General features: G+C 64.3%; 13 protein-coding genes. 5 read left to right on the top strand and 8 right to left on the bottom strand.

All coding sequences use genetic code 11. The annotated features are described in order from the left end of the window. The first annotated feature begins 12 nt into the window (after positions 1-12). The 3 genes from NN2_RS22910 to NN2_RS22900 all read left to right on the top strand — a co-directional run bounded on the left by NN2_RS22910 (position 13) and on the right by NN2_RS22900 (position 1,421). Positions 13-336, top strand: coding sequence for a hypothetical protein (locus tag NN2_RS22910; RefSeq protein ID WP_063015919.1), 324 nt, complete (start codon positions 13-15; stop codon positions 334-336). Positions 337-886: 550 nt separating this feature from the next. Beyond that, on the top strand, positions 887-1,036 hold the full coding sequence (locus NN2_RS37355) for a hypothetical protein (protein ID WP_156511415.1): 150 nt from the start codon (positions 887-889) through the stop codon (positions 1,034-1,036). A gap of 196 nt (positions 1,037-1,232) precedes the next feature. Further along, positions 1,233-1,421: a hypothetical protein gene (locus NN2_RS22900; RefSeq protein ID WP_063015917.1), complete on the top strand. Its 189-nt coding sequence runs from the start codon at positions 1,233-1,235 to the stop codon at positions 1,419-1,421. 1,105 nt (positions 1,422-2,526) lie between these two features. On the opposite strand, the gene NN2_RS22895 is transcribed toward NN2_RS22900, so the two are convergent. Genes NN2_RS22895 through NN2_RS22880 form a run of 4 tightly spaced genes read right to left on the bottom strand, consistent with a single transcriptional unit; the run spans position 2,527 to position 10,557 of the window. Then, positions 2,527-5,733, bottom strand: coding sequence for a type I restriction endonuclease subunit R (locus tag NN2_RS22895; protein WP_063015916.1), 3,207 nt, complete (start codon positions 5,731-5,733; stop codon positions 2,527-2,529). Further along, positions 5,730-6,974 carry a restriction endonuclease subunit S gene (locus NN2_RS36510; RefSeq protein ID WP_169812437.1) on the bottom strand — a complete coding sequence of 415 codons (1,245 nt, stop codon included), beginning with the start codon at positions 6,972-6,974 and terminating at the stop codon, positions 5,730-5,732. Before NN2_RS36510 ends, NN2_RS22895 begins: the two co-directional genes overlap by 4 nt. Beyond that, complete coding sequence (locus tag NN2_RS22885; protein ID WP_063015914.1) at positions 6,971-8,596, bottom strand: class I SAM-dependent DNA methyltransferase; 1,626 nt, start codon at positions 8,594-8,596, stop codon at positions 6,971-6,973. The genes NN2_RS36510 and NN2_RS22885 overlap by 4 nt, the downstream gene beginning before the upstream one ends. A gap of 35 nt (positions 8,597-8,631) precedes the next feature. Further along, on the bottom strand, positions 8,632-10,557 hold the full coding sequence (locus tag NN2_RS22880; RefSeq protein ID WP_063015913.1) for a helix-turn-helix transcriptional regulator: 1,926 nt from the start codon (positions 10,555-10,557) through the stop codon (positions 8,632-8,634). Between the two features lie 165 nt (positions 10,558-10,722). Here NN2_RS22880 and NN2_RS22875 point away from each other — a divergent pair, with 165 nt between their 5' ends. Next, a complete protein-coding gene (locus NN2_RS22875; RefSeq protein ID WP_156511414.1) occupies positions 10,723-11,025 on the top strand; it encodes a hypothetical protein in 303 nt (100 codons plus the stop codon). Positions 11,026-11,141: 116 nt separating this feature from the next. Continuing rightward, a complete protein-coding gene (locus NN2_RS22870; RefSeq protein WP_063015911.1) occupies positions 11,142-12,548 on the top strand; it encodes a hypothetical protein in 1,407 nt (468 codons plus the stop codon). A gap of 472 nt (positions 12,549-13,020) precedes the next feature. Here the strand turns inward: NN2_RS22870 and NN2_RS22865 are convergent, their stop codons facing one another. The 4 genes from NN2_RS22865 to NN2_RS22850 all read right to left on the bottom strand — a co-directional run bounded on the left by NN2_RS22865 (position 13,021) and on the right by NN2_RS22850 (position 19,574). Further along, positions 13,021-13,548, bottom strand: a complete 528-nt coding sequence (locus tag NN2_RS22865) for a hypothetical protein (protein ID WP_156511413.1) — start codon at positions 13,546-13,548, stop codon at positions 13,021-13,023. Between the two features lie 235 nt (positions 13,549-13,783). Then, positions 13,784-14,203, bottom strand: a complete 420-nt coding sequence (locus tag NN2_RS22860; protein WP_063015909.1) for an ankyrin repeat domain-containing protein — start codon at positions 14,201-14,203, stop codon at positions 13,784-13,786. Between the two features lie 935 nt (positions 14,204-15,138). Then, positions 15,139-18,186 carry a glycine--tRNA ligase gene (locus NN2_RS22855; RefSeq protein WP_063015908.1) on the bottom strand — a complete coding sequence of 1,016 codons (3,048 nt, stop codon included), beginning with the start codon at positions 18,184-18,186 and terminating at the stop codon, positions 15,139-15,141. Then, complete coding sequence (locus tag NN2_RS22850; protein ID WP_063015907.1) at positions 18,183-19,574, bottom strand: radical SAM protein; 1,392 nt, start codon at positions 19,572-19,574, stop codon at positions 18,183-18,185. The genes NN2_RS22855 and NN2_RS22850 overlap by 4 nt, the downstream gene beginning before the upstream one ends. Between the last annotated feature and the right edge of the window lie 7 nt (positions 19,575-19,581).

Here is a 19,581-nt window from a genome sequence, read left to right as displayed (position 1 = left end):
CATGGAGGCAAGATGCACAGCTGGATCAGGGCCCAGGCGGTCGAGTTCGGTGCTCGTATCGCGCGGCGTGGCAGGATCGTCCATGTCGGGCTCACGACAACCGCGGACCTGTTGGGTTTGGTGGCGTTGACGCTCGGCGTGTTCGGCTACCACGGGGTGGCGTTCGTCATCGAGCTCGTTTCGGAACTACTGCGTGTGGCGGCGGCTGAGGCGGTTCGCAACCACATCGCCAGGGGCAGCGTCGGTGCCGTTCGCGCAGGGCGCAAGGCGGGTGTATCAGTGCGCCAGGCGATTCGGACGGCCAGCCGCTGGCTCGGCGGCCACCTTCATCGATAGGCATTGCCAGACAGGGTGCCTCCGGCCACTCGGCCGGGGTACTCCCTTTTCTGTTCCCTTCGACGCCGTGTCCGAGGTCGATCCTGTGCGGCGCCGCCTTTTTCATACTGCGCCGCAACACCACCGAGGCTCCGAAGTCTTGACCTCGGCGGAATCGCTTACCTCGGTGGCCAGCGCGGATTTCGGTTCGCCGGCCGCGGCGCGGGCGCGGAGTTGCTGTGCTTGTTCGGTCGTGAGGGCGGGTTTGCGGCCGGTGTAGACGCCGCGGGACTTGGCGGCGGCGATCCCTTCGCGCTGGCGCTCGAGGATGAGTGCGCCTTCGAACTCGGCGAAGGCCCCATCACGCTCAGCAGCAGGTTCGCCATGGGCGAGTCCTCGCCGGTGAAAGTCAGTTCTCCTTGACGAATTCGACCCGCACCCCCTTGCCGGTGAGCAGGCGCACCAGCCGGCGAGGCGGGTTTTCGTCGAGCTGAACGAGATCTACCACGCCGAGCTGAGCAAGCTGCAGGACTGCATCAACGCCACCGATTACGAATTCAGCGAGGATTGCGTGCGTGAGCGTATCGAGGCCATCCACGCCCGCATCCCGGCCCACATCGACCCGGCCGCGGTCTTGGTCATGGACGCGCACCTCGCGCTGATGGTCGAGACCTGGGCGGCGATCATCGACTCCTGCCTGGACTCACCGAACGAGCCCTGACGGCCAGCCAGGTCCGCTACGGCGCCCGCACCCGGGTGCGGGCCAGCTCGACGCCTGAACACCCAGCGGGACAGGCGGTTTCGGCCCGCGACGGCGGTGGCTGCTGGGATACTGCGTGCATGGGGATCGAGGCTGTGCGGGGGACCGGCCGCAGGGGAAACAGACTGGCCGTGCATGATGTCGACGGGTCGGGCTGGTGAGCGGCCGCCGGGGTCGCGCCTGGGCGGGCCGCTACCGCAACCCACACTTCCACGGCTACCACAGCACCTCTCCCACACCGATCCTGGCCGTCCTCGGCGCACTCGTCGGCGGTGTGGTCCTGCTGCTGGTGGTGCTGACCCTCACCCACGCCCACACCACCCGCACCGGCGACCAACGGGGGTGATCGTGCGGTTTCGGTACGGTGGAATACGAGCACCTATTTCTGCGGTAGGGTCGCCGATTGCGACGTCCGGGACATGGAGGTTCAGCGATTCCGGATCTACGACACGAGCAGGTCGAGCCAGGCGATCTACGATCGAAGACCCTGTCGTTGCCAGATCACGGACGGTGGCTGCTTGAAAGTTCTTGGCCGGTAGGAGAACCGAACGTTCTGCCGGAGCGCTGCGGGGCCACCCGCCTGCACGTCATTTGGATTGGGCTGTGGGCATATTGTGTGGGCGGCTCAACCCGCCGCATAACTGCGAGAGGACATTCTCCAGCAGGTGGGTTGCCTCCGCCTGGAGGAGCATATCGATGACCGGCGGCGAGTATGGCGACGAACGCCAGCCACACGGTGACTCCGCAGCCTCCCGTGAAGGCCGTTCCCCACAGCATGATGAAGGGCCCGTAGTACGCCACGCGAGCGAAGTATCCGCAGGGGCCCACATCCTCCGCAATGATCGCGCATTCAGGGTGGCCGATGGCCGCGAAGGCGAGGGTCGCGAGCATCGGAATCGCAACCGCCACATCGAGTACGACAGCCAGGTTCACGATTGCCAGGCGTACGACGGGGTGGGCCAGGACTGCCATGCGATCAGCCCATGGGCGGCCGGAGGCATTTTCACGCGAACCCGCAGCCATTCGGATCCGGCCGGTTCCCCACGTCAATAAACCGAGTCGGTCAGCAGCGCGTCGCGGCATGCCGCTCGCCGACGGCCGGAGAGGGACGATTCAGAACCTGCTTGTGCACCGTTCCGGCGGCCTGCCCGCAGTGGTGGCCTCCGTCACCCGCCGCGGCATTATCGGTCATGCTGGCGCGGCATCGCAGCTTTGCGGAGTCCGAGGCGCCTGGCGATGGCTGATTGCCCTAGATCTCGATCTGCACGGGATGACTGTGGACCGCGGCAGCGATGTCGAGTATCTGAGCGATGAGTTGCACGGGGTGGTAATCCCTAGCGACCTGACACCCGGGGCCGCGCCGGTCTGGCTCGGGATCGGCTGGGCCCGGAATGTGCCCCGGGGACGGCCACGGCAAGCCAGCACATGCTCGCCCTGCGGGGGTCGCGTCCTCATGACGTCGCGAGACGCTTGTCTTCGACGTATTTCGGTGCCAGTACCTCCATTTGGTCGATGACCTGGCGAATGGCCGCGGGCTGCTTGTCCGGTGGGTATCCGTACTTGCGGAGTAGGCGTTTGATTGTCGATCGGAGTTTGGCGCGGACGTCGTCGCGGACGGTCCAGTCGGTCTTCACGTCGCGCTTCATCACGGCGACCAGTTCGCGAGCGATATCGCCGAGGATGTCGTCGCCCAGTTCGATCACTGCGGATTCGTTTTCGTGGACGGCGTCGTAGAAGGCCAGTTCGTCTTCGTTCAGGCGTGGGGTGAAGGTCGCGCCTCGGTCGCGTTCTTTCGCCGCTTCGCGGGCGAGTTCGATCAGCGCGGAGATGACCTGGGCGGAGGTGAGTTGCTGGTTGGTGTACTTGTTCATCAGTTCGCGCAGGCGTTCGGAGAACGCCTTCTGCCGGACGAGGTTGTTTCGGGTGCTGTAGTTGACCTCGGCGGTCAGGGCGTCGCGGAGTGCTTCGATGGCCAGGTGGGGGTGTTCGGCTTCGCGTGCCTGCTGTTCGAAGTCGACGGTGAGGTCGGTGAGTGACGGTTTGGGCATGCCCGCCGCGGCGTAGATGTCGATGATCTGGCCGGAGGCGGTGGAGTCGGCGAGGAGCTTGTCGAGGGCGCGTTTGATGTCGGCGGGTAGTGGTCGGCCTTCGGCTTTGCGTTGTTCGGCGTCGTATTTGGCCATCCAGACCCGGACCTGTTCGTAGAACTGGATTTTGGGTCGCAGGTCCGTCAGGGTTTCTGAGCCTCGGCTCACGGCCCAGGCGCGGCTGAGCTGGTTGGCGAGGTCGCGGAACCGGTCGGCGAGGGTCGGGTCACCGTCGGGGACTTGGTTGCCGGGTGTGGTGGGGGAGCGGAGGTACTCGAGCGTGCCGGTGACTACGCGCATGAATTGTCCCGGCTTCTCGACGAGTTTCGTCCACCACGGGTAGCCGGCGCACAGGGCATCGAGTTGGGCGACCAGTTGGCGGGTGAGTTCGACGACTTGTTCGGGTGTCGTCTGAACGGGCTGTTCGCGGCCGGCGGTGCGGGTGTACTCCTTGAGCGCGGCTTCCAGGTTGTCGGCGATCGGTGCGTAGGCGACGACCAGGCCGTCCTGCTTCCCGGCGAAGGTTCGATTCACTCGGGCCAGGGTCTGCATGAGCAGCGCGCCCTGGATCGGCCGGTCGAGGTAGAGGGTATGCAGGGGTGGGGCGTCGAAACCGGTGAGCAGCATGTTCTGCACGATCACCAGTTCGAGGGGGTCGTCCTCGTCTTTGAGCCGGTTGGTGATCGCCTTGTTCTGCGATTCGCGCCGCACGTGCCGCTGGATCGGTTGCGGGTCCTTGGCGCTGCCCGAGTAGACGACCTTGATCACGCCCTGGTCGAGAGCGTCGGATTCCCAGTCGGGTTCGAGCGCGACGATCTCGGCGTAGAGGTTCGCCGCGATCTCGCGGGTAGCGCACACGATCAGCGCTTTGCCGTTGCCGCCGATGTATTCGTTCATGATCGCGCGGCGGTTCTTCCAGTGCTCGACAAGGTCTTTGGCGACCTTCTTCAACCGCTCGGGTGCCCCGTAGAGGGCGTTGAGGACGGTCACCTCTTGCTCGATGCGTCGGCGTTCGATGTCGTCCAAGCCGACCACTGCGGCGTCGGCCGCACCGTCGATTTCGGCATCGGTGACCTCGGCGGCGACCTTGACCTCGGGCAGTCGCGGTTCGAAGATGACCCGCACGGTCGCGCCGTCGTCGACGGCGCGGACGAGGTCGTAGATGTCGATGTATTCGCCGAAGACGTGGCGGGTGTTGCGGTCCTCGAACGAGATCGGGGTGCCGGTGAACGCGATCAGGGTCGCGTTGGGCAGCGCCGACTTCAGGTGTGCGGCGTACCCGTCGAGGTCGTCGTAATGGCTGCGGTGAGCCTCGTCGACGATCACGATGACATTGCGCCGGTCCGACAGCAGCGGGTGGTCGAGCCCGGACTCCTTCTCCTGCTTGGTCAACCCGAACTTCTGCAATGTGGTGAACAGGATTCCGCCGGTCTGCCGGTCCGCCAGCGCGGTCCGCAGTTCCGCTCGGCTACTGATCTGCTTCGGTTCCTCTTGCAGCAGAGCCGATTTCGAGAAGGCCGCGAAGAGCTGTCCGTCGAGTTCGGTGCGGTCGGTGACCAGCACGATGGTCGGATTCTTCAACTGCGGCTTGGTGCCGACGAGATGGGTGTAGAGCTCCATCTCCATCGACTTGCCCGACCCCTGCGTGTGCCAGACGACGCCGGCCTTGCCGTTGCTGCGCATCGCCTCGATGGTGCAACCGACAGCCTTGGACACCGCGAAGTATTGATGCGGCTTGGCAATTCGCTTCTGCAAACCCTGCGGTGTCTTGTCGAAGGCAACGTAATCACGCTGCAACTGCAGGAACCGCTCGGTCTGCAGCACCCCGTCGACCAGGTACTCCAACTGGATACCCGCGTCCTCGTCCTCGATACGGGCGCCGAACGCCAGCGGTTCCCCGTTCTCGTCGACATTCCACGGCGAATAATGGTTCAACGGGGTGAACGGGGTGCCATAGCGGGCGGTGACACCGTCGCTGATCACGGTGAGCACGGTGAACCGGAATGCCATCGGGAACTCGTCGAGATAGGTCACGAGCTGGGCGTGCGCGGACGCCAGGTCCGCTGCCTGCGCTCCGGGGTTCTTGAGCTCGACGATCACCACCGGCAAACCGTTGAGGTAGAGCACCACATCGAAGCGCCGCCGGTGCTCACGCGACCGGATATCGACCTGCCGCACCGCGAGGAACTCGTTGTCCTCGACCTGGCCACCGATGAAGTGGATGGTCGGATTCTGTTCCACCCCACGATGATCGACATAGCTGAGCCCGGTGTACCCGTTGACCAGGATCTGATGCAGCCGGAAATTCTCCTCGATAGCCCCCTGCGACTTCGGCGCCAACACCTCAGCTCGCACCTGCTCGAGGAACTCCACCGGCACACCAGGATTCAGATGCCGCATCCGTTCCAGGAGGCGTCCGTGCAGCACCAGGTCCTGCCAGGACTCCCGACCGAGATCCTTCCCCGGGGCAATGTCGGTGCCAGTCAACGGCTCCCACCCGTGCAAATCCCCCAACCGCTCGACCATCATCTGCTCGAGTTGGTTCTCACTGACACCGACATTCTCGTTCATTGCGCTATCGCTTCCACTTTCTTTTCCGCATCCTTGACGCGAAGTTTTCCGGACATAAGGAGAGGGAGGAGTTCGTCGCGCGTATCGGCGAGGACTTCATTTTCTCGTGCAATAACGTGACCCAGGCGCTGTAGAGAGCGCAACTGTTCGATCACTGGCTCCTGTGAACCCGTGGCCGGTATTGGAACTTGTAGAGAACCGATGTCATGAAGATTGACGTACGGGGCCATGTCGCTCTTGTGCATCGCGATATCGGTCTGACGGATCCTGTCAGCGCTGCGAAACCACTCCGCAAGCCACGGCTGTAGCCAGCCATGATCTTCTGCAACTCGGAAGTAGCAGAGCTGGGGGCTGTACACGCTGAGGCTAATACCGTCCTGGACGGTAGCGACGCGTCCAACTGTCCCTTTGGTTGTCAGCACAATATCGCCGGGATGGCATGTCTTTGGCCCGACCTTGTCCGAATAGTCGCTACGGACGAAGTCGTCGCCACCAGGAATTAAACGGCCGTCACGGATGTCTCCGGCCCGAACAATCTGCATTCCCGGCTGACCGTGTTCGGCTCGTTTCGTGCGGTAGCCGTCGCCGTAGGTCAGCATTCCCTCAGTGGAAAGCGCGCGGATGCTGGACCGAACGGTGGTAGCCGGAGCTTCGACTGCCGATTGGAACAGAGCAGCAGCTAAGTCGGCGGCAATACTGGCGGTGTCGTTGTTAGCGGCGATCTTGTCATCAAGCGTCCCCAACACCTCCGCAATCGCCCGCTGCGTAGGTAGGGTTGGCAGTGTAAGTCGCAGCGAGCGAATGTCCCGGAGATTGATATACGGTGCCATGTCTGTGTTATTTGCCCGATGGAGAGCCTGGCGTCGAAACTCAGAGGATTGGAACCAGTAACTCAGATAACGAGCGTCAATCACGTCACCGTGCTTTACTCGAAAATAGCAGAGTTGTGGACTATAAACCATCTGCTCGAGGTCTGGCGGCACTATCGCAACTCGACCGACAGTCCCCTTTGTAGTTAAGAGAACATCGCCCGGACGGCTCAACTTTTCGCCGATTGCGTCGATATACTTTGATCCAACGAAATCATCACCCTCCGCGATGATTTGCCCACTCTTGATGTCTCCGACACGTAGTATTCGGTATCCCGGTTTGCCATGTTCGGATCTTTTCGTGCGATAACCGTCACCAACCCGGATCGCACCTTGGTCTTGGAGTTCCCCTATGGTCGTCGAGAGAGTCACCGAATCCTCGCCAACGTTGCGCGGACCTTCGATTCGAGCATGGATGATTCTTCGAATGCTTGCTCCAATTCTTGCGCGAGCCGTGCGACCTTTTCCTCGATTGGCTCCTCGTCGGCGTCCCTCTCGAGCGCTCCAACGTATCGCCCCGGAGTCAGGGCATATTCTGCCGCCTTGATTTCGTTTATCGTAGTCGACTTGCAGAACCCCGGCACATCGTCGTACCTCAGCCCCTCAGCCCTAGCCGACTGGGTTCCCCGCCAAGCGTGATACGTATCCGCGATCTTCGCGACGTCCTCGTCCGACAACGCCCGCTCGGCCCGGTCCACCATGTACCCGAGCTCCCGAGCATCGATGAACAACACTTGCCCGGTCCGATCGTTAGACCCACCACGCCCAGCCTTCTTGTCCTTGGTGAAGAACCACACGCACACCGGGATCCCGGTCGATCGGAACAGTTGGGTGGGCATGGCGACCATGCACGACACCAGGTCGGCTTCGACGATGCGTGCGCGAATGTCGCCTTCTCCGTTGGAGTTCGACGACATCGATCCGTTCGCCATGACCACGCCGGCGGACCCGTTCGGGGCGAGCTTGTAGAGCACGTGCTGGATCCAGGCGTAGTTGGCGTTGTTGGCCGGTGGGACGCCGAAGACCCAGCGGGGGTCTTCGATGTTGCGGGTCCAGTCCTTGATGTTGAAGGGTGGGTTGGTCATGACGTAGTCCATTGCTACGCCGGGGTGTTGGTCGCGGGCGAAGGTGTCGCCCCAGCGGGCGCCGAGGCCCTTGTTGTCCATGCCATGGATGGCGAGGTTCATTTTCGCCAGTCGCCAGGTTTCTTCGATGGCTTCCTGGCCGTAGACGGCGAGGTCTTGGGCGTCACCCTCGTGGTATTCGACGAATTTCTCCGATTGGACGAACATTCCGCCCGAGCCGCAGCAGGGGTCGTAGATGCGGCCGCTGCTCGGTTCGAGGACTTCGACGATGGTGCGGACCACGCTGGGTGGTGTGAAGAACTCGCCGCCGCGTTTGCCTTCGGCGCGTGCGAAGTTGCCGAGGAAGTACTCATACACTTCGCCCATCAGGTCGCGGGCTTTCTGGTTGCCGTGGCGGCTGAACTTGGCGCTGTTGAACAGGTCGACCAGTTCGCCGAGGCGGCGTTGGTCGATGTTGTCGCGGTTGTAGATGCGGGGGAGGGTGCCGAGCAGGGATTCGTTGGCTCCCATGATCGCGTCCATCGCCTCGTCGATGAGCAAGCCGATCGATTTCGGTGACTCGCCGGCTTCGTTGCGGCCCTTCGAGTACTTCGACAGGTAGTCCCAGTGGGCGTTGTCGGGGACCAGGAATACCCCGTAGCCCTGGTATTCGTCGGGGTCGTCGAGGTCCATTTCGAGTTGCACCGGATCGGCGTGGTCGCCGCCGAGTTCGGTGCGCAGCACTTCACGGCGTTCGTCGTAGGCGTCGGAGACGTATTTGAGGAAGACGAGGCCGAGGATCACGTCCTTGTACTGGGCCGCCGAGAGCGATCCGCGGAGTTTGTCGGCTGCTTTCCACAGCGTGTCCTTCAGTTCCTTCATGGTCGATGGTGCTTGCGCCACTTCGGTTTTCCTCGTCCTCGGGGGCACCGGGGACTCCTCTCCTCGTTGTCGGACTCTGTCTTTCATGCCGGGACCCCGGCCGCTGCCGCCGGGACGTCCAGGCTTACCGTGCCTGCGCTGATCCCGCTGATCAGGGCGCGGCACAGATCCTGCATCGCATCCTGCCGCGCGCGCAGGCGTCTGGTGTAATCGGCGGCCTCGGCGAGCACGGACTCCAGGTGTTGGGATTCGGTGTCGGGTAGGCGTGGCACGGTCCAGGCACGCCAGTCGGTGTGGTGGGCGGGTGCGTCGTTGATCAGGGCGGCCAAGGTGTGTGGCCCGATCCCGGCGCCCGGTGCCAGTCGCAGGATCCGTGACGGTGACAGCACCCGGGCGCCGCCGATCGGGTCGACGATGGCGCGTGGCGGGTGGTCGTGGAAGACGACATCGCCGGGTTCGGTGCGGTTCGCTCGCGGGTAGAGCCGTTGGGCGTCCAACGGGTCGAGCTGGAACGCCTCGGTGCCGTGCGCTGACAGCACGGGTACGGTGCCGTCCGGGTTGCCGTGTGCGGGGTTGATCCGATTGCCGGTGCGAAGGTGTATCAGGCCGAGTCGTGACAGTTCAGCAAGGGGGCGTTGGACGATCTCATGTGAGCTCGCCGCGGCCCCGGCCTGTACGTCGAAACCCGGGTCGGGTTCGGATGTGACCAAGGTGGCGGTGTACACACGGTTCAGGTCGTCGATCGTCTCCGGCGCGCGCAGCCGGACTGCCAATGCGCCCGGTGCTACCACGGCGTGTCCGGCTCGGATGTCGCTGAGTGGGACTTCCTTGCCGTACCGGTAGGCCCGGGCTTGCCGGTCGGTGCGGTTGCCGAATGCGGCGGCCAAGTCGGCGGCGAGCGCGTCGTGGTCGAGTTCGGTCGGCGCGATGGTGCTGAGGTCGGCGACGGTCGGCAGGCTGTTCTTGGCGCCGCCGTGGAACACCCAGGCACCCAGCGCCTGCCGGTGCGCTTCCTTCCATAGTCCGCGCGGCAGCTTGAACGCGGCGATCAGACCACCGGAACCCAGAGTCTGCGCGCGCTTGCCTTCCAGGGTGTCCTGCCGTTTCCCGACCCGCGGAATCGCGTCGCACAGGACCGCTGCCGAGCCGATGATCACCGCGATCTCGTCGGGCTCGAGGCCGAGAAGTGTGTAGTCGACGTCGTCGATGGCCTGCGCCGGCTCGACACCGACCACCGACAGCAGCCGGACGCGGGGACCGACCTCGATGGTGGGTTCCTGTTCGCGAATCACCATGCGGCGCCGCAAAGCACGTGCTTGATGACCTTCGCCGATCGCATGGATCTCGAGTGTGGGGTCCGCGTCGGACAGAGCCAGGACCACCGTCGGTGCGTCACCGCCGGAGACCAGATGCACACCGTCGGAACCGAGTTCGGTTCGACACGCGCCGACAATGGTGCCGAGCAGTGCGATCGCCTCCGAGGACAGATCGCGCAGCGCGAGTTCGCGTCCGGCACGGGAGGATTCGAGCTTGGCGAGGGCATCCGCCCCGCCGTAACTGGCGGCCATCAAGCCGTCGATGAACCCCCGTGCGGAGCCGGTGTCGGTGAGGGCAGCGATGTCGCCGGCGAACGATTCGTCGGTCGGGTCCAGTTCCTGTGCGAGGTAGATACATTCCTCGTCGGTCAGGTGGGCCAGGTCGCCCGCGAGGTGTCGCAGGCACAGCAACGTCACCAGGTCTTCGAGGCCCCATCCCTCGGGAGCACCGACGGTCGCGGCGTCCAAGCGGGCTTCGGCGTTGTTGCCTCGGCCGGTGCGTTCGAGATAGTCGACCACGTCGGACCGGCTGAAGCGAGCGATGCCACCTACTTCGGCGACCGGCTGGGGAAACGGGATGAGTTGCCCGCGAACCGACTCCCGGTTACGCCACATCGACACCACTGCCCGCTCGACTTTCGCCAGGTCGGCAATGTCTTGCAGCGTGAGCGTCGGTTCGTTCGGCTGCTCCATAGGTACCCCTCATCCTCCGCGTGGATCGGCACTGACTCTACGTCTCCACGGCGACATACTTCGATCGATAGCGCTGATAAACGGGCTTATCGGTGAAATGTATCGACTTATTTTGGCGGTGAGCACATGGTGATCTCGCACCGCACACCGAGCGAGGAGGTCACCATGAGCGGACATCGCACACACCGTCCCTGTCGGCAGTACCCGCCCCGGTTGGCGGCGGTGCGCCGCAAGCTCGACTTGCACACGGGCGCAGATCTGGCGCAGCTGCCGCCGCTGATCAGGGTCGCGCGATGTGTGTCGGGGAAGCTGACGTACTTCACCTTCGCCGACGCCGATCTCGCCCTCGCCGGAATCGACACGTCGAACCCGGGCCGGCGCGAACAGCGGGTGTATCCGTGCCCGCAGTGTCAGGGCTGGCACCTCACCAGCCAGGAACGCCGCGCCCGGGCTTCGGCAACGGAATAGCCAGCCTAGGAACAAGATCCGCTCTCGTCCGGTCCCGGAGCGAGAAGCCTGCTTATCACTCAGCGGTGCAACAACCGGTTGCCCCGCTACCTACTGTGCCCTTTTCGAGGAGAGCCATGAATCCCAACGCGCACTTCACCGACAACAACACCGCCGTGGCAGTCGAGCAGGTCGTCCTTCGTGATCGCGACGTCCTGCGCGAGGCCCAGCGCTGGACGAGCGGGCATCGCGGTCCGATCGTCGACGATCCCGAGACCCTCGCCACCGCCGACCTGTCCGCGTTCATCACCGAGGTCGTCAAATGCGGAGCCGTCGCCCTCGCAGCCACCGGCCAGGCCAGCGATGCCAAAGAGCTGGAACGGATGGTCGCCGAGGTCGGCGAGAAGGCCGCCGCGTCGGCGGCCCGGGCGGCGGAACTGACCGGCCAGGCCGCGAAGGACGCGTCGGCGGTGATGACCAAGACCGTCGACTCGGCGAAGAAGGCCCTGGCCGAGGCCGACGCGAACTACCGTAAGGAGATGGCGACCACCGTCAACGCGGCCACCGCCAACATCACCGACCAGATCAATCGGCTCTTCGGCGGTTCGGACCCCGAACTCGTCGCCCGGCTGAAGCCGGTGCTCGAGCAGTTCAGCGCCGAACTGTCGATGAAGGCCGCCGCAGGCACTCAGGAATTGATCGCGACGGCCACCAAACAGTTCGACCTCAACGACCCGGCCTCGCCGATCGCCAAGCACACGGCTGCGCTAGACGCTCGCCAGCTCCAGATGAGCGACATGCTGATGGCCAATCACGCCGACCTGGCCAAGCGGTTCGAGGAGATGACGGCCGCGCTGAAGGTACGGGAGGCCAAGGCTGCCCTCGTCTCGATGACCCCGCGTAAGGGCGAGTCGTTCGCCGCGGGAATTCACCGGTTCATGGAACCCATCGCGGCCGGCCTCGGCGACGAGTACTACGACACCGGCGCGATGGTCGGGACACTGCCACGCTGCAAGAAGGGCGATGGGCTGTTGACCACTGCCGACGGTGCGCGCGTGGTGATCGAGATGACCGACTCCCAGCGGCCGGGCTGGAGTGAGTACCTCGACGAAGCCGAACGCAACCGCCAGGCAGCCGCCTCTCTCGGCATCGTCCGTGCACCGGAACAGAACGGCGGCGAGACGTTGCGTGTGCTCGGCCCGCGCCGGGTGGTCCTGGCCTTCGATCCCGACACCGACGAGCCGGACTTGTTGCGCGCGTGCGTTTTGCTGATGCGCGCGGCCAGCGCCACGGTAGTCGCCCGCGGTGGCGGCGAGCAGTTGGCGACGGCCACCGAGAAGGTTCAGGGCGCGCTGACCAAGCTTGAAAAGCTCGCTACCGCAAAGAAATCGGCCGACGTGATCCGGCGTGAGGCCACCAAGATCGACAAGACTGTGACCGACTTCGCCACCGAGGTCGAATTGATACTCGCCGAGGCGGTCACCGCCCTCACCATCAGCGCCGAGCCGACGGCCCTGGCCGTCGTCGGCACCGACGTCGCCTGAGTTCACCCGACTCGCAGATCCGTTGTCAGGAGTAGTCATGACCGAGCCGTACGAGTCCGAAAAGCTGCCCGCCCATCGCGAACCACCGGCTGCACCCCGAACCGATGCCACAGGTGCCCCCGCCCAGCGCGACCGGCTTCGCGCCCTCGAAGCCACCCCAGCGCCCGACCCAGCCCTGCTCCCCGCATACGCGGGGATGAGCCCATCTACGACCCCCGCAGCAACATAGCGGCCGGGTGCTCCCCACGCATGCGGGGATAATTCCGTGACGACCGGCGGACCCTGCTGCTTCGATCGGCGACATGTGACCTAATCGAGCAGCAGGCCCGGGCGAGTTCGGCCAGCGCTGTGGTATCAAGCGGCCGTAACGTTGCACGCCAATCGCGGGCACATGCATGTAAGGCTGCGGTTCAGACGAGGGACCGGAGCAGGTGGTTGAATCCAGCGCGCCATCCACGCGTTACATGAGTGCTCAGTCCGTTTCAAGGGAGATCCAAGCCGTATGAGCTCGGTCGATCTCTGCGGAAAGAGTCGCAAGTTTGGGGAACTCGTCCTCCAGCATCTCCCAGTCGCAAGTCAATCCACAGTCGATGACTGTCGTCCACACCTGAACGAAGTGCTCAAGCGATTCGACTATGTGGTTCACATAAACGAAGGGATCACGGATCGGTTCCGTGGAGTCAGGTATACGTCGCACGAAGGAAGACCGCTCCGGTGCGGGACCGTAGTCCGGGTCGAGTACGCCCATGTTCCGGTGATGAAGGTCGCTGGTGTGTAGGACCAAACTGTCAAAGCTGGCACGATCGTTGGCATCAACGATCTTCTTGAACTCGTCGACTAGGTATCCCAGGTAGGACACCTCTAGGTTGCGGTGGCGAGGTCGTAACCGGTCAGCGAGCCAACGTATTCGATCGCCCATCTCCCGTAGTTGCGCAACCTCACGCTCCCACTCCGTGAGCAGCTCTCTCGATTCTTCTTCTCGGGCAGCATCTTCGAGCACGAGGCCCCCCTTCTCTATGAAATGGCCTTGGACACAAGATAGTCCCCATCGAATGAGCGCAGAAGTGTGCCAGGCCATCAGGCCGAATCGCCCGCAACGATCCGCTCACAGTTTCGATATCGAAAAACGTTGCTGCACAGAACTATTGATGCTGCTACAGTCCAACCAAGGCGCCCTGTTGGGGCGACTGTTCGACTGGTAGCGACGTCGGATGGTGGCGTCGAGGTCGGGGGTCTCATTCATTGATCAGATCCGCGAACTCGGCACGGATTTCGGGCTTGTTGCGGGTTTCGGCGATGAAGTGGAGAGGGCTTTTGAGCCCGAAATAGGTTTCGATGGTTTCGCGTGTGGGATCGGCGCCGTGGGCGCGCAGCACGCGGATGGTTTCTACGGGGTTGCCGCGTTTGGCGACGGCTGCCCAGTAGATCGCGGGCATTCCTTTGTCGGTCAGCGCGTCGATATCGGCGCCGACGGAGAGGAGGCGAGCCACGACGTTGGGGGCGCCAGCGTTGGCGGCGAAGTGCAGTGGGGTCCAGCCTTTGCTGTCGCCGAGGTTGACGTCTTCGGTGTCGAGGAGGCGTTCGATCTCGGGCAGGTTCGCGTCGCGGGCGGCATAATGCATTGGGGTGCGGCCGAATTCATCGAGTTGGGTCATCTATTTCTGCTCCCGTCGGTGGCTGCGGTTGCCGGTTTGGTCCTCGATGTGGAAGTAGTCGGGGTCCCCATTGTCCTTTTGACCAGATCGTGCTGTTCGAGTGCCTGCTGCGTTTCCGGGCTCTGGTGGGCTTCGATGTGGGATCGCGCGCCGGGCAGGGCGATGGTGGCCATCCGTAGTTCGGCCGCCATCAGCCGCCACGCGCCCGCGGCGCTGCGAAGCTTGTCGGGGTGCCCGTTCGGCCACACTGAAAACGCTCGAACGGATCCGCCGATGGTCGGACAGTCGACTGGTCGACCTCGGCGGTCGGCCCCTGTCAGACCGGTGTTGTGTGGTGGATCTCAGAGTGCGGGAAAGGGTTTGGATACGATGGCCGGGCGCCGTCGTTCGAGCGTTGCCCGGCGCGCAGCCTTCGTGGAATCCCTCGAGACGTTGAGCGATCATTGGGTGAGCGACGAACAGATGGGTTTGGACTTCGGCGATGTCGCGCTGACACCGATCGAGCGGCGTGTGCCACCCGGGCGGAGTGGCGGCAGTGGTTCCAGCAGATGCCGGCGCAACTGCAGAAATTCGGGTCTGTCACGATTCCCGGTTTGCCGCAGCCGGTCTGGTCGGCCGAACCTGCGGACGGTTCACGGATGTTCCTTCGGCGTGATCACGATTCAGGGCGGGGCGATTGCGATGACGATAACGGACAAGCATCCATCCAAGGTCGCGATGTCGCGGGCCCGCCATCCTGAAACGGCGCAAGTCCTTCTAGCCCAGCGAGATCACCGAACTTGGGCGATCGTGGCCAAAACCGTTGAACTGCTATACGAGAGAATGCACAGCACTGGTCCACCCGGTCGCCGAGGTTCCCGGACCGAAAACACGCACGGCCGCTCCTCGTACTTCGCTCGCAATCCGTCACGTGCGGGTCGGCCCAACGACCACAGTTACCCCTCCGGCTTCTGCAGCACCTGGTGGACTTCTCGCCAGTCGATTCCGGCTGGAGCTTTCGCCAAGATCGTGGCCAGCAGCCCCAGCCGTGCCGATCGGTCGGCGGGGTCGTCGGCCATGACCAGGACGTTGTCAAAGAACGTCGTGAGCGGTTCGATCAGGCTGTGGCCATGTCGGATCCACTCGGTCAGCGGCCTGCCGTCGGCGGCAGGTACTGATCCCGTTGTGGTCAGGAGTTGCCGTTCGGCGGGGCCGGTGAGCCTGTCGGGGTTGTAGGTGGCGGGCGCGGTGCGAGGCAGGATCCGCATGATCCGTTGCAGTCCTTCCACGAGATCGGCGAATCGATCGTCTGTGGTGGCTTTGCTGATCTGGTCAATCAAGATGTCCGCCCGATGCGGAGCCGTGGAGGAGGGGCGGACGGCGGCGATGAGTCGCGGAGCGACTGCTTCGTCGCGGAGCCGCTGCTCGTACCGGGTGGTAATGAGTTCCTCGGCGGTAGACAGCACCGAGGGGTCGACGGTGACGCCTTGGCCTCGGAGCTGGTCGGCAGCGGTGTTGAGGCCGACGGGGATAGTGATGTCGGCGAGTTCGGGCTGGTTGCGCAGGATGGCCAGGATTCCGGTTGCCGCTCGGCGCAGTCCGTAGGGGTCGGCGCTGCCGGTGAGTTTGGCGCCGACGGCCAGCATCGTGACCAGTAGGTCGAAGCGGTCCGCCAGTGCGAGCAGCGCACCGGGTGTGGTGGTGGGGAGGGCGTCTCCGGAGGAGCGGGGGAGTTCCATTTCCCACAGGGCCGTGGCCACGTGTGCGGGTTCGCCGGCTTTGGTTGCGTATTCGCGTGCCATGGTGCCTGCGAGGGAGGTCATTTCGATCACCATCTGGGTGGCGAGGTCGAATTTCGCGAGGGTGCCGGCGCGAGTCAGGGTGGCCGAGTCTGTGCCGGAGAGATTGATGCGGGTGGCGAGCCTGGTGGCGGCTGCGGCTATGCGGTCGGCGCGGTCGGCCATGGTGCCGGCTTTGTCGTGGAACATCAGTGACGCGAGCCGGGCCCGGAACTCATCGGGGGTGATGGCCAGGTCGGCGCTCCAGAAAAATGCGGCGTCCTCGAAGCGTGCGCGGAGCACCTTTTCGTTGCCGCTTCGGACGACGTCGGGGTTGCAGTCGCCGTTGGCCATCGTCACGAATACCGGCAGCAGGCCACCGGTGTCGGAGCGGACTGGGAGGTAACGCTGATGCTTGCGCATCACGGTGATCAGGATCTGTTCTGGCAGGTCAAGGTATTCCGGATCGAAATGACCGAGGACGCCGGTCGGGGATTCGACGAGATTGGAGATCTCATCGATCAGGTCGGCGTCACCGTCGAGATCGATCCGGCCGTTCTCAGCCTCGGCGAGAGAAGTGGCCGAAGATACGACACGGGCGCGGCGCTCATCCTGATCGACGACGATTCCCTCGGCCTCGAGCACTGAGCGATAACGGGCGGCGGTGGCGATGTCGAATGTCGGTGCGGCGCAGTGACGCTGGCCTCGGGTGCTACGCCCGGCTGCCACCGCGCCGGCAGTGACTGGGAGCACCTTGTCGCCGAGTAGCGCGACCAGCCAGCGGATCGGGCGTGAAAAACTCAATTCCGGGTCACTCCAGCGCATGTTCTTGTCCGCCCGCAACGACACCGTGAGTTGGGACAGGACGTCGGTGAGCACCACCGCCGCCGACCGGCCGACGCGAGTGGTCTCGACCGCGACGTGCTCGGCGCCGTCGACTTCTATGCGCCGCAGATCGTCAGCCGAGACATCCTGCGAGCGCAGGAAACCGGCGAGCGCCGGGGTGGGGTTGCCGTCGGCGTCGTAGGCGGAGGCAACCTTCGGGCCGCGGCGCAGGTTCACGCTGTCGGGCTCACGATCGGCGATGTCTTCGACTATCACGGCGATCCGGCGTGGGGTTGCCTGCACGGTGATCTCGCCGTAGGGCAGTGCGGTGGAATCCAGCCGTTCGGTGAGTGTGGCGCGCACGCTGGAGATGCTGGCGGTCACGACATGTGGGGGCAGTTCTTCGGTACCGATCTCGAACAGCAGCACCGATCCCAGGCTCGACGTGATCATGGCCGGGTCGATGGAAGGTGTGGCCAGCGGCGGCGGGGCCTGCACTCCGCGCGGGTGCCCGGCCTGCTCACGCAACTCCGTCCACAGAGTGGCGATTTCGCGGGATTGCTTGCGCATCACCGCAAACCACTTCGCCCGTTCGGCGGTGCTCACCGCACCACGCGAGTCGAGGATGTTGAACGCATGGCTGGATTTGAGGACATGCACGTGGGCGGGCACCGGCAGCCGGGCTGTGATCATCCGGTCGGCCTCGGCGGAGTATGCGTCGAGCAAGCCGCGGGTGGTGTCGATGTCAGCGTCGTCGAGGTAGTAGCGCGACATCTCGTATTCGGACTGGCCGAACACGTCGCCGTAGCTGACGCCGGGCGCGTAGATGATGTCCCTGAAATGCGTCACGCCCTGGATCGCCATCAGGATCCGCTCGAGGCCGTAGGTGATCTCGACCGGGATCGGGTCCAGGTTATGTCCCGCGACCTGCTGGAAGTAGGTGAACTGGGTGATCTCCATCCCGTCGAGCCAGACTTCCCAGCCCAGACCCCACGCCCCGATCGCCGGCTGGGCCCAGTTGTCCTCCACGAACCGCACATCGTGGGCGTCGAGATCGATGCCGAGCGCGGCCAGCGAACCCAAGTACAGCTCCTGTGGGTCGCCCGGTTCGGGCTTGAGGATCACCTGGAACTGGGTGTGAGTTTGCAGGCGGTTCGGGTTCTTGCCGTACCGGGAATCATCCGGGCGGACCGACGGCTCGACGTAGGCGACGTTCCAGGTTTCCGGCCCCAGCACGCTCAGTAGCGTCGCCGGGTTCATCGTGCCGGCGCCGACCTCGGTGTTGAACGGCTGACCCAGCAGGCAACCTCGCTGCGACCAATACGCTTGCAGACGAAGAATCGCTTCCTGCATCGATACGGGCGCCGAAAGGTTGTCGTTGCGGGCAGTTGCCGTGGTCATTCCGAGATCCTATCGGTGGTGAGGGCGGGCATTCCGAGCGCTACTCCGGTCGCCGGTGCGAAGAAGCTGGGCAGGTGGCAGCCGCCGCGGCAGGCGTCGGCGACGGCGCAACCAGCGCAGGAGGGCCTGGTGGCGACCGCTGCGTGCACGGCGTCGGTCAACGCGGGCCATACCCCGGCAAGGGGTTCGTTGTGTAGGGAGCCGAAGTAGACGTTGGAGTGCGGGCAGTTCCGCAATCGGCCGTCGTAGGAGACGCTGCCCCACACCATGCCCGACTCGCAATGCCCGGATATCTGCGACAGCCGCAATCCCAAGGTGGGGTCGTCGGACCGCAACGGAGTGTCGGTGTCACTGGTGCACACCTTCTGCGCGCACGGCCACGCGACGGTCATACCCGGGCATTCGGCGGCAAGGAGTTCGTCGATGCGGGTGATCAGCGGCATGGTGACTGACATGGGGATGCCGTAGCGGTCGTCGTGGCGGCCGGTCGGGACGTACCGCATCACACCGAACTCGCGCACCCCGAGCGCATACACATCACGGACGACGTCCAACGCACCGTCGATGTTGCCTTTGACCAGTGTCATTTCCGCGACCACCGTGATACCGGCATCGATCAGCAGCCGCATCGCGTCGATCGCGCGGTCGTACGCGCGGGGATGACCGGTCAGTTCATTGTGGGTGTCGCGGTCGCCGTGGATCGAGACGAGCACACACCGCACGTTCGCTGCTGCCAGGCGCTTCGCCCGTTCTGCGGTAAGGAAGTGACCGTTGGTGAACACCACCTGATACAGGCCGCGGCGTCCACCGTGTTCGAAGATCTCCATGGCATCGGGGTGCAGTAGTGTCTCCCCGCCGCTGTAGCGGATAACGAAACAGCCCCGGTCGGCGCATTCGTCGAGGATCGAGCATGCCAGGTCGGTCGGAATGTGCTTTTCTGGCAATGCTTTTACCGCGCGCCGGACCTCGGCGTCGCTCATGTCCGGGTCGATCTTCCATACGTTGTAGCAGAAGCCGCACGCCCAGTTGCATACAGCGGTGAGCTCGATTTCGAGTCGCAACGGGAAGTCGAGCTTCGCCCCGAACCGCTTGTCGATGCCCAGCAGCGATCGGTGACGGTCGACCTGATCGGGTGTGGGCGGGGAGGTCAGGGCGGTGACCAGGTCGGCTGCGTCGGCCGCGACGCGTGAGGGGGCGGCGTTGTAGCGCTGCGCGATATCGCCGATGACGGTGTCGTCATCGGCGCCGGAGAACATCATCGACACCATCGACTCCGCAACCGCGTTGCCAAGTCGATGGAAAGTGCCGGTGCGTGGGTCGAACAGTAGGCCGAGGTCGGCACGGTATCTCAGCTGCTCGGTCAAAGCACGGGACAGGGTGGCGGGCATCGCGATA

Origin of the sequence: Nocardia nova NBRC 15556 (assembly GCF_001613005.1) — a bacterium.
In the GTDB taxonomy this organism is placed as follows: domain Bacteria; phylum Actinomycetota; class Actinomycetes; order Mycobacteriales; family Mycobacteriaceae; genus Nocardia; species Nocardia nova.
Note: the sequence above shows the minus strand (reverse complement) of the source record. Positions and strands in the feature narration are given on the sequence as shown.

Excerpts from the sequence above, each read along its gene's own strand:
- NN2_RS22875 (WP_156511414.1), top strand. The coding sequence starts at position 10,723 with ATGAGCGGACATCGCACACACCGTCCCTGTCGGCAGTACCCGCCCCGG.
- NN2_RS22870 (WP_063015911.1), top strand. The coding sequence starts at position 11,142 with ATGAATCCCAACGCGCACTTCACCGACAACAACACCGCCGTGGCAGTC.
- NN2_RS22880 (WP_063015913.1), bottom strand. The coding sequence starts at position 10,557 with ATGGAGCAGCCGAACGAACCGACGCTCACGCTGCAAGACATTGCCGAC.
- NN2_RS22855 (WP_063015908.1), bottom strand. The coding sequence starts at position 18,186 with ATGACCACGGCAACTGCCCGCAACGACAACCTTTCGGCGCCCGTATCG.
- NN2_RS22860 (WP_063015909.1), bottom strand. The coding sequence starts at position 14,203 with ATGACCCAACTCGATGAATTCGGCCGCACCCCAATGCATTATGCCGCC.
- NN2_RS22895 (WP_063015916.1), bottom strand. The coding sequence starts at position 5,733 with ATGAACGAGAATGTCGGTGTCAGTGAGAACCAACTCGAGCAGATGATG.
- NN2_RS22850 (WP_063015907.1), bottom strand. The coding sequence starts at position 19,574 with ATGCCCGCCACCCTGTCCCGTGCTTTGACCGAGCAGCTGAGATACCGT.
- NN2_RS22910 (WP_063015919.1), top strand. The coding sequence starts at position 13 with ATGCACAGCTGGATCAGGGCCCAGGCGGTCGAGTTCGGTGCTCGTATC.